Here is a 13,639-nt window from a genome sequence, read left to right as displayed (position 1 = left end):
TTCTTGCGAATGGTCGTAGGTCGTCTCCATATTCTGGTGACTCTAAAGTAATATACAACCCATGGAAATAGATTTTAGCAAATATTGGTTGCGACGCGCCTTTGGTTCCAGCATGAGGCCCCATCGGAGCCGAAATGACGGCCGATATAGAGCAAAGCTGCTTGTCAAACAAACGTTAAGTTCTGTTACACCGCAGAAAAACCGGGTGAAATGCAATGGATACATTAGGGTGTTCGGGCGCTGCATTCGGGAGTTACCAGTTCACAGGACACTGGTGATTCCGAGCGTAATTTCGTTCTGTGCGGTGCATTCGCAAGGCTTCGCATGAAATTCTTGTATTCGGTTATTCTATTGGAATCAAGGCGGGAAATGTACTCTTAAATAATGCAGTCACGAGCAGCAATTGGTTGCGCTATACAATCAATTTGGCAATGAGAATACATCATGGCTAAACTTGTTTTGGCGATGTTCATCAGTCTCGATGGTTATACCACGGGCCCGAACGGCGAGTTCGTGCCGCCGCCGTTGTCGGCGGAGGTGGTTAGGGCTTGGATCGACCATAATCTGAAGAACGCTGGTCACCTGATCTACGGCAGGATAAACTTCGAGTTTAACAAGGCATATTGGACATCATCGGCGGCAGCAGGCCGGCCAGAGACTGAGGCAATGAATCGGCTGCCAAAGACGGTGGTTTCCCGGTCAATGTCCGGTGACCTGGGATGGAACGCCAAGGTCGCCACTGGCGACCTTGCTGCAGTTGTAGGCGGGCTCAAGCAGTCGGTCACACAGGGTGAGATTTACAGTTTCGGCGGTGCGGGCCTGGCTAAAAGTTTCATGCGCCAAGGTTTGGTTGATGAGTATTATCTGATGGTGACGTCTAACCTGCTTGGCAATGGAAAACGGCTGTTTGGCGCTGGAGTCGCCAGAACCGAGCTCGAGCTCATACAGGCGCTGCCGCTGGACACAGGGTCAGTCATTCTTCATTACCGCCGCAAGTGAACATGGTCGCGCTGTTACACGCAAGAGCTTGGCGACTTCTAACCTGCAGAGTGCCCTTGGTGGTAAACCCCACGTTCTCGACAGAACTCCATTTCGAACCCCTGCCAGAATGACTGGTGTCTCGCAGTCAGTTGAGGGCGCAGTGGCCGCTTTTTTCAAGCAGAAGCATCCTTCGAAGAATCCTGCTCATGGACCTCTTCGATATGCAGCCTAAGTTGCCTAATAGTCGCAAAAACGTTGCAGCCCCCTGGACAATCATATACTTTCTCCGGGGGTGTTTTTCTTTTGGCAGCGGCGGTTTTGCCAAGAGAAAGTTACCCTCAGGAGGACTACATTCCTGGGTCAGGAACCAGCTAAACTCGTCTCTTAGCATAAGCTGCTGCGCTGCAAAAAAGCGCTATGTGACAGCCTCAAAGTACAGCGCGTATGACGCTAATATTACATGCCGCTTGTTTTAAGCTGGTTCGCTCAGACGGAAGTGAAGTTGAGATGGTAGCGCAGAGGAGATGCCCTCTTTGTGGAAGCGCCCTTGATGCAGACTCGGAGGAGTTTACATTATGCTACAAGTGCCGAGAGTCAGGGGCGAAAATCAGGCTCGAGATATACGAGGCCGACAGCACGATCCCAAAGGATCCTTCTTCTGGGTTCTCTGAATTATTCCTCGGCAAAATCAATTACCGCAAGATAAGAAATGCCAACATTGCCAGAGGAGGCTACTAGCGAGAATGCAAATCCGGTCGTCGGAGTAGAGTGGAACACTCATTTCTCGACGATGTACTCGTCGACTTCCATGCCAAAGTGCCTTCCGGTAGCCGGCTTTGAATAGCCAAGCACGGTGTCGCCCACTTTTAGCTCCGTGACGGAGAGCAATTTGCCATCCTTTGTCATGAGCCTGATAGTCTCTGCATTCTGAAGAATCACGGTGCCTGACTGGCCGTCAATCTCCGCCCTTATAAGGCGCAATGGCCGTGTTTCTATTTTCGACCTGCCTACTACTGCTTTTCGGCTAACTCCAGCTGCATTTACGATCCACACCTCGCTTCCAGACTCGATCTCGGAAAGATAATGAGTCTTGCCGTCGGGTGTGATAGTGTAGCAGTATACCGCTCCGGCGTTGACACGAAAAGGACGAGGGGAAGTAAAAGAAGAACCTACCGACTCATTATGAACAAGGAGCATGAAATTCGATTTGCTGCCGACAAGCATACCTTCGCCCATCGACATCATGGACGCAGTGTCAACACAGACTCGTTCGCCGGTTCCAACATCCTTGATCTCTACTATCTTGGCAGGCTTGATAGGAAAGATGACATTGGTCATCTGTTGCTGTGCGCGCTCGATTTCGTCTTCGCTATCGGTCGCAAGTATTACGCCGTCCACGCCCAGTTCAAGGACGGCAAACATTGTTGCCACTTCGGTAGCACTCCTGGCAGTTGTGTAGACTTTGGTCTTGGAGCGGTGAAGTTTTGCGATAATGTTTTCGAGCGGGATTATCTTCCAATCTGATGCGTCAACAATGATAAACTGGGCCCCCGCCGATGCGGCCATGTCAATCTCGTCAATATCGGAGTTGCTGAGCACCTTTTTGAGGTATCCCAGAATCTTTGTCTGTGTCCGAGCCTGCTTGACCTGGTCGACAGACTTGCATATTATGAGGTCCGCATCGTTTGACTCATAAACGCTCTTGAGGCCTGCAGCGGATGCTACCTTCGGCTCCGCCTGAACAGTCTCAATGCCCCTTGCCTTGATGCTTTCCAGAAATTTTGGCAGGCTTGCTTTTGAGACCGTTGGTCGTATGATTAGCTCACGATTTCTGATATCAGTCAAGTTCCTTCATACCTTCTCTTACCGACTTGCCCTCAATTATCACTCGGTACAGCGCCCGGACCATAGCGGGTGGTCTTTTATGCTGGAATATGTTCCGGCCAAAAGTAACTCCCTTTGCCCCTGCCGACATTGCTCCAAAGCACATTTCCAGAATTTCCTTGTCCGTGGATGCTTTTGGACCGCCCGCAATGACGATAGGCACAGGGCATCCCTTTATGACCTTCTTAAATGACTCTATGTCGCCGGTATACACGGTCTTCACGATATCTGCACCGGATTCTGCCCCAATTCGGGCGGTGTGGGCTACGATCTCTGGATCATGAGGGTTCTTGATGTTCTCACCGCGAGGATACATCATCGCAACCAGCGGTACGCTCCACTCATCACACTTGTCAGCTACCATGCCGAGCTTTTGTAGCATTTCAGGCTCTTCCTTAGCACCGATGTTGATGTGAAGCGAAACGGCGTCTGCGCCAAGCCTGATCGCCTCTTCGACTGAGCCCATCAGAACTTTCCTGTTCGGCGCGGGTCCCAATGAGGTGCTCCCAGAGAAATGGACAATGAGCCCGGTTTCTGGAACTCTTGGCATTGACTTCAGTATCCCCTTGTTGACGAGGATCGATGTAAGGCCAGCAGGAACACATTGTTCGATCATGGAATGAACATCCTCGATTCCACGTATTGGGCCGTTGCTTATGCCATGATCCATCGGAATGCATAACATCTTGCCATTTCTAGTAATCCTGCTGAGCCGAACGTCTCTTCCAAAAACCATAAAGTGTAAGGGGACTTTTCTTCCACCTACTTATAACTTGTTTTCTTCAATTTTGGGAAGAGCCCTGCTCGCATTGCCCGGCGGGAGATAGCTCTGAAAACCAATGTTAAATCCTGATGGCACGTTACAGTGGTTCGCTTGCGGACTCCTCAAAACAAGTTGAGCAGACTGCTTCCACGTTGTCCTCCGATACTTCGCCACCTTGGTCAGGAGGGAGAACGTAGCGGAACCGGGGTACATCGTCGCTAGAAAAATCGATCCCGCAATTGGAGCAAGAATTCTGTTGCTGCTCCAATACCAAGGATTGGATACGAACAAGTTTGTCGTCTTGCTGGTCCATAGCTACCCGTAGACTAGCAGAATCAATCACCTTATAAATTCACTCAGTTGAATAGCATTGTTCATTGTAATCGATCGCAGGAAAAGCGGTGAATAGGTTTTTACAAGTCTGAAGAGCCTAGATTGTCCGGCGTATGTCATACGACGCGGATTCGTCCGGTTTTGAGCGCATATCGACGAGAAAACTAGCGATCATGTTTGGCCTGATGTTTGCAGCAGCAATTTTCTTTATCCAATTTATCCAAGGCTTTCCAATCAAGGACTTGTTCCAGTCGGCCAAGAGCGAAGTAGTCGTAGTTTCCTCGAAGTCGGACCAGACATGTCTCGTAACCCCGTCGGACGAGCGGCCACGACAGATTCAGGGCTGCACGTATTCCGTGGGCGATAACGTCACAATAACATACAACCCCTCATCAGCGGCAATAATTTCGCATAAACTTGCGCCAAAGTAAGGGGCGGCAGATCTGCTAATCGTATTTTGGTCTATGATTCGGCTAGTCTCAGTACTGCAGTAAGATTTCGGCGATCATCTGCTTCATTTTGTTTTGGAGTCTCGAGTATGACTGGTATGGATCCGCAGACCTTGTGGCCGAGAAAGGCTGCCAGCCCCTCGGATCCAATATTGCCTTTTCCGATATCCTCGTGGCGATCGAGTTTTGAACCCAGGCCACCCTTGGAGTCGTTAAGATGGATTACCCTTATCGCGTCAAGACCAACCGTCCTGTCGAACTCCTCCATCACTCTTTCGACGGATTCTTGGGTTCGGAGGTCATAGCCGGCCGCGAAAGCATGGCACGTATCAAGGCAAACGCCAAACCTTCCCGGTTCGCCAAGGGCGTCCAGAAGCGACCGCAGTTCCTCAAAACTCGATCCTAACCTGTTCTTCTGTCCGGCACCGTTTTCTAAAACGAATATAAGGTCGCTCCTAGAAGAGACAAAATCAGCTGCGGACTTTAGGGCATCGACCAACTGGCTCACTCCCTGCTTTTCTCCAGCGCCCATGTGGCTGCCAAGATGTATGACTAGATTTGGAATCCCCAGTTCGCTTGCCCGCTGCGCTTCCTGCTTCAGAGACAATGCCGACTTCTCATAAATGTCCCCCCTGGGGGCCGAGAGGTTCGGAAGATACGGCATGTGTATGACCACCGCATCTCGTCTGATCCCGCTGGCAGAGAGGCTCGATTTGAACTGGTCGATATCGGCGCGTGCCAGGTCTTTTGCCTGCCAGCCGCGCGGACTTCTAGTAAATATTTGAAAAGCAGTACAACCTAAGGATTTTGCTTTTTCCACCGAATTGTAAATTCCACCTGCGGCCGAGACATGAACGCCCAGTTTTGTCAGGTTCCCCAATCGAGATGCCTTATTCGGGCAATTCTTAAATCCTTTCGATTGCGTTTTATTGCAGTCGTGCGCGTCAGAATTGGGCATGTCACGCCGGCCGCAGTTGCGCCTGGGTACAGGAGACCTTGCAAAATACCCATTTATTGACGAGGCAGGATCCTATATTCGGGAGTCGGGCTTCAACTGGGAAGAACTCGATAGGCCTGAAATTTCACAGATCTTGCCAAGAGCTGTTAAAAGGATAGAGGCTGCGGCTGACGGCGAAGTTTTCAGAGAGCTGGACAGGCATGAAGTCGAAATTACCTCGTTTCTTATTTCGCTGATACTTGTCAGAGCGATAGGCATTGACTCGCTGATGAAAAAGTATGCGCTGGCAGAGGCAAGGCGTGCCGAAGAATTTCTTGTATCCGATATCAAGAAAAGCGATAAAGACCTGAGGTTGGCATTGCTTTCAAAGATTTTCGAAGACTTGTTTCATCTGAAAATTTCATTCGAGCCGTCTCTGAAGTTGTTTGCTGTTTCCATCCCCGCATACCTTGGCCGCGCATCGCACTTTCACGAACCCGAATGGAAACTGGTGAACAGGCCCGTCTCCAAGGGAATGGTCCTTTTGGATGCCGAGGATGCTGTCAGAATAATTCGAACCGAGCTCATAGGGCTGATTGCCGACCGCATAAGGGCAATGGATGTCAGCGGAGTCTCAGACCATGTTCGCCAAGTGGCATCGGAGCTTCGCCAGCGTTTTGCCCCTCGCTTCGAGTACAAGTTATCCCCCGTCGTAGATTATCCTCCCTGCATAAAACACGCGGTAGAGACGCTGGGAAGAGGCGAAAACCTATCGCACGCGGCCCGAGTGATGCTTGCCACGTACATGCTGGCAATTGGAAGAGGTACGGACGAGATAGTGCAGCTTTTTCAAAACGCTCCTGATTTCAACGAAAAGATTACCCGCTATCAGGTCGAGCATCTTGCGGGAGCCAGGGGGAGCGGTACCAAGTACTCGGTGCCGTCGTGCGACAAGCTGCGTATTGAAGCACTGTGTTTTGCGATTCCTGCATGCGACGGCATAATCAATCCGGTCCAATTTGGACGGAGAAAATCATGACTCAAGATAAGTCGCGGGACATTTTGCAGTTCCTCAGGTCGGCATTCCGAGAGTATTATTTCCGCGGATTTAGTAAGTTTGAACTGCCGTCAATGCTCCAACAGAGGGAATTCGGTTTTACGGGCTTTGGAAGCCCCGGCATGAAGCGGCATCTTTCCTTTGGGAGTGCGGGTGAGCTGCAGGCGTATCTTGTAAGAGAGGTTCCTTCGGACATCTATTGTTCTAACTCTTGCTACCTGCATCCGACTCAACCGATGGATCAAAAGGGCTGGATTTCGGCATCGCTAATTTTCGATATTGACGGAAAAGACCTGAATCTTCCCTGTGTGGAAAGCCATACCTATACCCACTGCACCGCCTGCGATACATTTCAAGAGACGCCTTCGGGGGAAAAAGCAGATCAAGCATGCGTCAGCTGTTCGGGGGGTCGTATAGAAAAAGTGTCGATTCCCTGCTCGAAATGCATCGGAGGCTCACTAGCGCACGTTAGGAGACTGACAGACTTTCTAACCGGCGAATTTGGCTTCTCGGAAGATGATATTGCAGTTTACTTTTCAGGAAACAATGGCTTCCACGTTCATCTTTCTGGAGGCCAGGACTTTGAAACCCTGGACTCACGTGCAAGGATGGAAATTGCAGGCTACATCTCGGCTACCGGATTAATGCCCGAAGTGCTGGGCGTCAGAAAGTCCAAGAGGGACGAGAGAGGCTTCATAGTCAGGCAATCTGCCCCCGAAATGCAATACGGCTGGGCCGCGCGTATTAACGCGTTGCTCAAAGTCGTCAAAGCATCCTCAAAGGAGACCACCCACAGGATAACGGATCTTGGGGGTTACGAAGGACTGAAGACCCGTGTTGAGGAAGCTGCCAACAAACAGAGAGCCATTATTGACCCTCAAGTGACATCCGACATTCATAGGATCTTTCGCCTGCCAGGATCCATTAACAGCAAAAGCAGCCTAGCGAAGGTTCGATGCGACAATTTATCCGATTTTGATCCCTTCACCAAGGCCTGCGTAATAGGCGACGCGAAAATAGGGATCCAGGTAAGGGCACCGGTAAAACTCAAGCTGAAGGGGATGTCTTTCAAGCTCGGCAAAGAAAAGGCCGAGGTCCCGGCGTTCGCTGCATGTTACCTGATTTGCAAGGGTCTTGCAACGCTGGAAGCCTAGAAAGTAAAACTGTGCAACAGCACATGATAAATCACAATGTTAGTACCAGTCAACGATTATTCAACTTCGCTTTCCTATGCAAAATTCCACCACCTTGTCAATCATTTGTGATATTCGTATTTGTTTTCCCCACGGTGTAGAAGTCTTTGAAGAAATGGCCGCGTCAAAAAAGAAGAAATCCGTAAAGAAGTAGGCGAAGGCGCCTACTTTTTTTCCTTCAACAAGGCGCTCATGTGCCCGGCACTGATGACATCTGAAAGAAATAAAGGGAGTTTAAGATCATGACAATTATTTGTGGGATAACTATAGCGAGGACCGGTCACACCGGATCGGTTTTGGCAGACTAATCAGAATAGCTGCTATTCTTGCTATATGCTCTCTGATATTTGCCACAGTCAGCGCCCAAGCACTAAATCTCGCCATGAATATTCAGGAATTTGGGGCTCTATTTCTAAAACCCCTCTTCTTCTTGCTGATTTCCGGCCTCATCCTTGCGGCCATTGCGCTGGTACGGCTAGACGTGCGTAATCGACGCTCCATAACATGGTACGTCCTGTTTGTAGCAGTTTCTTTCCTAAAGAGGAACGATTTCGAAAAGACGAGGAGGGGAACGTACTCGGAGTACACCATGTCTCCAATGGGTTTTGCGGTGTGGCAGGTCACAAAGATAATTCTGCTCGCACCGCTCTTTGCAAATGCGGCCTTTGGAATGGTTATCCAGGCCGCCTCTCAGGGAGCTGAGTTACACCTAGACGCCCTTGTTCCGATTTTTTCCCTTCCATTTGCAGATGTGCAGGACGGATCTGACCTTGGTAGATCACTGGTCGTCCCTGCGATGCTTCCGCTGACCATGATCCTGCCGCTGGTCTTCTCGGCACTCGGAGTTCGACTGTTGATCTACCTGGGCCTCGGAGGGGCGCTTGACTTGTTCACTCGATACCTGGTGGACTCATCGCAGGGAAAGCCGAGGTACCTGGGCTATATCTCCAAAATAGAACTGATTGCGGGAGTTACCTTTCTATGGATTATGTTCAATCTTGTATTCTCTACCAATCTCGACGCCAGCTCCCGTTTCGTCATTACAGCATTCTTGGCGTTAGGCATTGCATTTATCTCCTTTGGACTTTTGGACACCAGAAGGTCACGCGTAATTATTTATCCGGACAGGCGCCAACTGTACGCCAGATTTGTAACGGCGGTAGCGATTACTGCAGTTGCGGGAATAATTGTCGTGGTCAATGATTCTTTTCTGGGGGCAAACAGTTCAACACTACGGGTTCCTTACGCAGCACAACAAATCTCCGTTAACAGGTACCTTGCAGAGCTGGACGGCGTTAACCAGGTGTCAATTCATCCTAACGTCACGCAGCCATCATATCCGATGCTAACCGCAGCAAACGGAAGCCTCGCTTCAACAGTGGGCAAGGTAATTCTCTGGGACAAGGAAGCGGCGTTATCTCGATTGAAGGAACCGCTGAGCCAGAGAGCAGACCTAGCCGTAATTGATTCCGAACTTATAAGGAATAATAACTCGCTCTTCTGGGCAGGGGTCACGACGCCTGTCAGACCCTCGGAAAGCAATCTTCCAAACAAGTGGTATAGCGATCATATAGCTCTCACTCATTCCGACGCAGGCATCCCCATAATCAGCGCCACTTTGGCAAACGGAACAGGATCTGAAAGTCCCGAGCAGCTTTCACCGCAGAAGGAAGTCTACTTTGGTCCGAGCGGGGACTCCGGAATCTTTAGCAGAGCATGGTCCGCATATCCGATTGCGCAGTCCGCTGGACCAGCAGCTGACAGCGTGCAGTACAATCCAAACGGCGGGGTAGACCTGTCTCCTCCCCTCACATGGATCTTTGATCCCAATTTCCTTCTATCTTACCCCGGACAGACCGTCCACATAACTCGGTACAAGGATATCTTTCAACGAATGGATACATTGTTTCCTTACTTTATCTATGAGTTCCAGATAGGTGACACGCTCAGCAGCCAGTTCAGGAAAATCGATGTAACCCCGGTAACAGACGGTTCTAAAAGCTATTGGCTTGTGCCGTTAATAATGCCCATCGACACCTCGCGCGTCCCGTGGGCATCAAGCTTTGCTCTCCGTCTGATAGGATATGGAGTAATCGACGCTTATAGCGGCAGCATCAAGATATACGTAACCGGTAATGACGAATACTCTAATGTTTTCTACGAGACCTATAAGGACACGGGAATCGTCGAGCAATCAATGCCGGCCTGGCTTTCTAAGCAATTGCGGTATCCTCCCGAGATGTTTATCTGGCGAATGGGCAAGTTCGACACTTTCCATGTTACCAACCCACAGGACTTTGTCGATTCAAAGCAATTCTACGATATTCCGAAAGAAACAGGCGGTATCGAACAGCCTTCTTATTACTATATGGACTTGTCAGGCGGCCAAAACTCAACGAAATATGTCGGGGTACAATTAGTTCAATCACGCAGCGCCCCCACTTCGGGAGTGGTTGGATATGCCACTGTTTCTAGTGATTTGAGCAGTCTCGGTACCCTCACCTTCTATTCCGATTCAAATAGCACGTCTTTATCCAACTCGACGTTGATAAGTCCGGATTCTGCACGCCAGATGCTCGGCAAGGATAAGGACTTCCAGCTCTTCAAGTCCCAGCTTCCCGGCTCTCCAAAAGTAGGCGACGCCACCCTGTATAAGTCGGAAAACCTCTACGCATATGTCCTTCCCATATATACAAGCGACAGCCAAGCCGGGGCTGCAGAGCAGCTGGCAGGCGTTGCCATTGTAAGCGCTCCAACTTCCCAGTTTGCCAATATTGTTGGTATCGGCCAAACTCTGGACGACGCGCTCCGGAATTTCTTGAACAAGTCAGCGCCCAGTTCAGCCGCCACGCCTTCCATGCCGATCCCCGCATCAAACAACGAGTCGGCCGTTCAAGCGCGGCTGCTGCTGGTTGAACATTTGTTTGCGGCTGATAATGTCACGTTGGTCAAGCCTACGGCAATCGTTTCGCCTGCGCAGTTCCAGGAGGCACGCGTCACTCTTGATGTCGGGTCGACGCAGGAACTCGAACATTTGAACTCAACGGTCTCAAGTTTCATATCAGAGTTCGGCTCCAAACGGGTGTACGAGTGGAAAACCAGCGATACGGTCGTAAATTTTGGAGTGATAACCGAGATCCAGGGCGTTTCTGAAATCCATTACGTAACGGTGATTCTGGCCAGGTGAGTAGCGGCGTCCTTGTGGTCGACAATCTTTCTCCCTTTACGCCGAATATATTGTCGCTCCTGAATCAGCTTGGCGCAAAAGCAGATTGCATGCGGTACGATCTTGTACAAGCAAATCATATAGAGTATGCCGAACGAGTTATCCTGTCCGGGAGAAGGTCTGGTTCGGCTCAAACTAATGCCCACAACTCCCGCTTCATCCGCCAGTGCAAGGAGGGACGGAAATGCCTCCTTGGAATCTGCTACGGTGCTGAAATTATTGCTCTCTCTTTGGGCGGGACAGTAACTAGAATGCCCGCTCCGTCTCGAGGGCTGGAGCAGATAAACATCGCGTCAGACACGCCTATAACCCGCGGAATGGAAAAAAGCATCAGTGTATACCAGAGCCACGCATTTCGTGTGGCCCGTCTGCCTCAGGGGTTCATGCAAGTTGCCAATTCAAACCAGACACCATACGAAATATTCTGTGACGAGCGCATGGCAATGTGGGGCACACAGTTTCATCCCGAAAAAAGTGGTGTAGTTGGCGAAGCACTTATGCGGAATTTTCTAGCCCTTGACGCGCCAGGCTAAAGTGGCCGTGCCCACTTGGAGACTGATCTTCGCGGCACAGACCGCATTCGAACCATTTTTTGAAAAAGTAAGTGACTTTTCATCGCCTGAAATGCGGCTCAGCATGACAAGCATTTTATTTTGATGTTGAATTTCTTCCCATGGATTGCCGCATCAAAGTGAAACTCTTTCGTTACCAATCGTGAGCTCCAGTGAAAGCGATCCGATGCCATTGGTGTTGACGGTGTTGGCGAGCTACTGGGGCTATGATTTGCAGATAGGCGAAGCGGCCGCGGCTGAGCAGAGGAATGATATTTTTTCTGGACTGAAATACCTCAAGTCGCTCGGACTGAGGTGGTACATCTATGAGAGCTCCATGACCAACCTTAAAAAGCGGATAGACCAGCGCATCCCTCCCATCGCTATCCTTCCAGGGATACAGGATACTGCCCAGCATGCCAACGTTATTTCGGGTTTTAGTAGCGCAGACCGCAGGATACTAACGTATGTGCCGGAGCCCGACACCTATGGAGCAATTCCCGAGTCAAAGTTTGAGGATATGTGGGCCCAGGAAAACCATATAGCAATAATCATTATCCCGGATGAGCTCCGAAATATCGTAGAGCGCGACGATTTGCCATACGCGGGTTCCTGCAGCCTCTACTTTGAATGTGATAGTATGTTACAGAGGGGTAGCATAGAAGAGGCCAAGGCCAAGCTGGAAAAGGGGCGCACCGAAGACCACCCGCTGATTTGGTACCTGCTAGGCTCTATTCACAGTCAAAATGGATCAAGTGAAGCCGTGAGTTGTTTCGAATCTGCAGTCCAGATGAATCCTAGATACTATCTGGCTTACAGAGCGCTTGGCAACTATTTCCTAAAGAACAAACAGTATCGAAAGGCTGAGGAGAGCTACTCAAAGGCAATCGCGATAAATCCTGCTCGATACGCGCCGATATACAAGAACAGAGCCATCTGTGAAATCGAGTTGGGTGAGGCCCAAGGTGCGAAGAAAGACCTGTTGTTGTATCTGGAGTATTTGCCCAACGCCAGGGACGCCGCTGCCGTAACCTCAAGCATCGCTCAATTATAGTCAAGGCTATCCCCGGCTGTCCCCAACGATTTTGAGCGCCCTGGCAAATTCGCCCGCGTCTAGCGGGGCGAGCCGCGCAATCTGAGAATTGTCCTGAACGTGCTGTGGGCTCTTTTGACCAATGAGCGCGGACACTATACCCGGGCTGGAGCGTACAAACTGTACGAGTTTCGCGCTGGCAGGAGAAGCAGGAAACATCCGGGGGTCGGCAGGGAGCGGGACTTCAAGCAGCTTGCCCTGCATCAGAGGTACGCTGGCAAACAATCCGATTCCAAGTTTTTTTGCGGCATCCAGCGGCGTGAGCAGTTCGTTTTCACCGGTCACTGGTTGGTTCTGCAGAGTCGCTGCTTCGTTATAGAGGAGATTGTAAGGCAGCTGGATGCATCTGAAACCATGATTTTCGCCCCCAGCAGAGCGAGCAGCATGGACTACTTCTTCCATCGAAATGAACTGTTGCGATGACCGAGGCACCCTGAAGCATGTCCAGGTTGCCATGCCGTAGTACCTTATCCTGCCCGCGTCTCGATATTTCTCGTGTAACTCAAACACCTCGGTCAACATGTCAAAGTAAGTCTCCTTGTCTACATGGCCAGACCAACTCTCAAACGAATTATGAATGTAAACAAGGTCTAGCGATTCGAGGTGAAGGTTGGCCAAGGATTTGTCGATGCACCTTGCGATATACTCCGGCTTCATTACATGATAGCTCGGGCTTATGTCTTCCTCGTGAATGACTTCGCTATCGACGTACATCTTGCGGATATATTCGTCCAGGCCGATTGATGCGTAATCTGCGTCATTTGTGATGTAGCCATTTTTTGTTGAGATGAATAATTGGTCTCGGCTTATTCCCGCCTCCGCTAGACGAACGAGCGCACGGCCAATACTCTTCTCTGACTTCATTGCCCGATAATTTATTGCCGTGTCGATGACATTGAAGGCGCCACTCTTTACAGAATCAAAGATGGCATTTTCCATCTGCTCGTCGACGCTACTGCTCATTCCCCCAAGGTAAGTCCCGACGCCGGTGGAAGACAGGGTTAGTCCTTCGAACAGCCTGAAATGCGATGGCTCTATCCCTTTCTGCGTCGCATCACGCGCGAACCGGACGGTGGCGGTTGGAGACGCCGCGCCTTTCAACAAAACAAAGTTGGTCATTTCATTTTCCAGAGCTCAGTTACTATTCCGATCAAGCAAGCTTGATTGGTGGT

12 protein-coding genes are annotated in these 13,639 nt (G+C 50.3%); 8 read left to right on the top strand and 4 right to left on the bottom strand.

Translation table 11 applies throughout. The annotated features are described in order from the left end of the window. Positions 1 to 444 precede the first annotated feature (444 nt). Positions 445 to 999: a dihydrofolate reductase family protein gene (locus tag ABI361_01320; protein ID MEO9319290.1), complete on the top strand. Its 555-nt coding sequence runs from the start codon at positions 445 to 447 to the stop codon at positions 997 to 999. Between the two features lie 489 nt (positions 1,000 to 1,488). Beyond that, positions 1,489 to 1,719: a hypothetical protein gene (locus tag ABI361_01315; GenBank protein ID MEO9319289.1), complete on the top strand. Its 231-nt coding sequence runs from the start codon at positions 1,489 to 1,491 to the stop codon at positions 1,717 to 1,719. Positions 1,720 to 1,758: 39 nt separating this feature from the next. Here the strand turns inward: ABI361_01315 and ABI361_01310 are convergent, their stop codons facing one another. Further along, positions 1,759 to 2,826, bottom strand: a complete 1,068-nt coding sequence (locus tag ABI361_01310; GenBank protein ID MEO9319288.1) for a 3-dehydroquinate synthase II — start codon at positions 2,824 to 2,826, stop codon at positions 1,759 to 1,761. Beyond that, positions 2,819 to 3,601, bottom strand: a complete 783-nt coding sequence (locus tag ABI361_01305) for a 2-amino-3,7-dideoxy-D-threo-hept-6-ulosonate synthase (GenBank protein MEO9319287.1) — start codon at positions 3,599 to 3,601, stop codon at positions 2,819 to 2,821. Before ABI361_01305 ends, ABI361_01310 begins: the two co-directional genes overlap by 8 nt. A gap of 473 nt (positions 3,602 to 4,074) precedes the next feature. Here ABI361_01305 and ABI361_01300 point away from each other — a divergent pair, with 473 nt between their 5' ends. Next, positions 4,075 to 4,392, top strand: a complete 318-nt coding sequence (locus ABI361_01300) for a hypothetical protein (protein ID MEO9319286.1) — start codon at positions 4,075 to 4,077, stop codon at positions 4,390 to 4,392. A gap of 31 nt (positions 4,393 to 4,423) precedes the next feature. Here ABI361_01300 and ABI361_01295 read toward each other — a convergent pair whose 3' ends face one another. Next, entirely contained in the window at positions 4,424 to 5,290 is an 867-nt protein-coding gene (locus ABI361_01295; protein ID MEO9319285.1) for a deoxyribonuclease IV, read from the bottom strand. 76 nt (positions 5,291 to 5,366) lie between these two features. On the opposite strand from ABI361_01295, the gene ABI361_01290 reads away from it, so the two are divergent. From ABI361_01290 to ABI361_01270, 5 genes are all read left to right on the top strand, one after another. Further along, a complete protein-coding gene (locus tag ABI361_01290) occupies positions 5,367 to 6,386 on the top strand; it encodes a DNA primase (protein MEO9319284.1) in 1,020 nt (339 codons plus the stop codon). Beyond that, the gene (locus tag ABI361_01285) at positions 6,383 to 7,558 is read left to right on the top strand and encodes a DNA primase small subunit domain-containing protein (GenBank protein MEO9319283.1); all 1,176 of its coding nucleotides are present in this window, start codon (positions 6,383 to 6,385) and stop codon (positions 7,556 to 7,558) included. Before ABI361_01290 ends, ABI361_01285 begins: the two co-directional genes overlap by 4 nt. A 421-nt stretch (positions 7,559 to 7,979) precedes the next feature. Beyond that, a complete protein-coding gene (locus tag ABI361_01280; protein MEO9319282.1) occupies positions 7,980 to 10,784 on the top strand; it encodes a UPF0182 family protein in 2,805 nt (934 codons plus the stop codon). Next, positions 10,781 to 11,356, top strand: coding sequence for a gamma-glutamyl-gamma-aminobutyrate hydrolase family protein (locus ABI361_01275; protein MEO9319281.1), 576 nt, complete (start codon positions 10,781 to 10,783; stop codon positions 11,354 to 11,356). The genes ABI361_01280 and ABI361_01275 overlap by 4 nt, the downstream gene beginning before the upstream one ends. Positions 11,357 to 11,537: 181 nt before the next feature. Beyond that, positions 11,538 to 12,428, top strand: coding sequence for a tetratricopeptide repeat protein (locus tag ABI361_01270; GenBank protein MEO9319280.1), 891 nt, complete (start codon positions 11,538 to 11,540; stop codon positions 12,426 to 12,428). A 6-nt stretch (positions 12,429 to 12,434) separates the two neighbouring features. On the opposite strand, the gene ABI361_01265 is transcribed toward ABI361_01270, so the two are convergent. Beyond that, a complete protein-coding gene (locus tag ABI361_01265) occupies positions 12,435 to 13,586 on the bottom strand; it encodes an aldo/keto reductase (protein MEO9319279.1) in 1,152 nt (383 codons plus the stop codon). Positions 13,587 to 13,639 lie beyond the last annotated feature (53 nt).

This window comes from Nitrososphaera sp., assembly GCA_039938515.1.
In the GTDB taxonomy this organism is placed as follows: Archaea; Thermoproteota; Nitrososphaeria; order Nitrososphaerales; family Nitrososphaeraceae; genus Nitrososphaera.
Note: the sequence above shows the minus strand (reverse complement) of the source record. Positions and strands in the feature narration are given on the sequence as shown.

Coding starts and splice junctions, on each gene's coding strand:
- ABI361_01320 (MEO9319290.1), top strand. CDS start 445: ATGGCTAAACTTGTTTTGGCGATGTTCATCAGTCTCGATGGTTATACC.
- ABI361_01315 (MEO9319289.1), top strand. CDS start 1,489: ATGGTAGCGCAGAGGAGATGCCCTCTTTGTGGAAGCGCCCTTGATGCA.
- ABI361_01305 (MEO9319287.1), bottom strand. CDS start 3,601: ATGGTTTTTGGAAGAGACGTTCGGCTCAGCAGGATTACTAGAAATGGC.
- ABI361_01300 (MEO9319286.1), top strand. CDS start 4,075: ATGTCATACGACGCGGATTCGTCCGGTTTTGAGCGCATATCGACGAGA.
- ABI361_01290 (MEO9319284.1), top strand. CDS start 5,367: ATGTCACGCCGGCCGCAGTTGCGCCTGGGTACAGGAGACCTTGCAAAA.
- ABI361_01285 (MEO9319283.1), top strand. CDS start 6,383: ATGACTCAAGATAAGTCGCGGGACATTTTGCAGTTCCTCAGGTCGGCA.
- ABI361_01280 (MEO9319282.1), top strand. CDS start 7,980: ATGAATATTCAGGAATTTGGGGCTCTATTTCTAAAACCCCTCTTCTTC.
- ABI361_01265 (MEO9319279.1), bottom strand. CDS start 13,586: ATGACCAACTTTGTTTTGTTGAAAGGCGCGGCGTCTCCAACCGCCACC.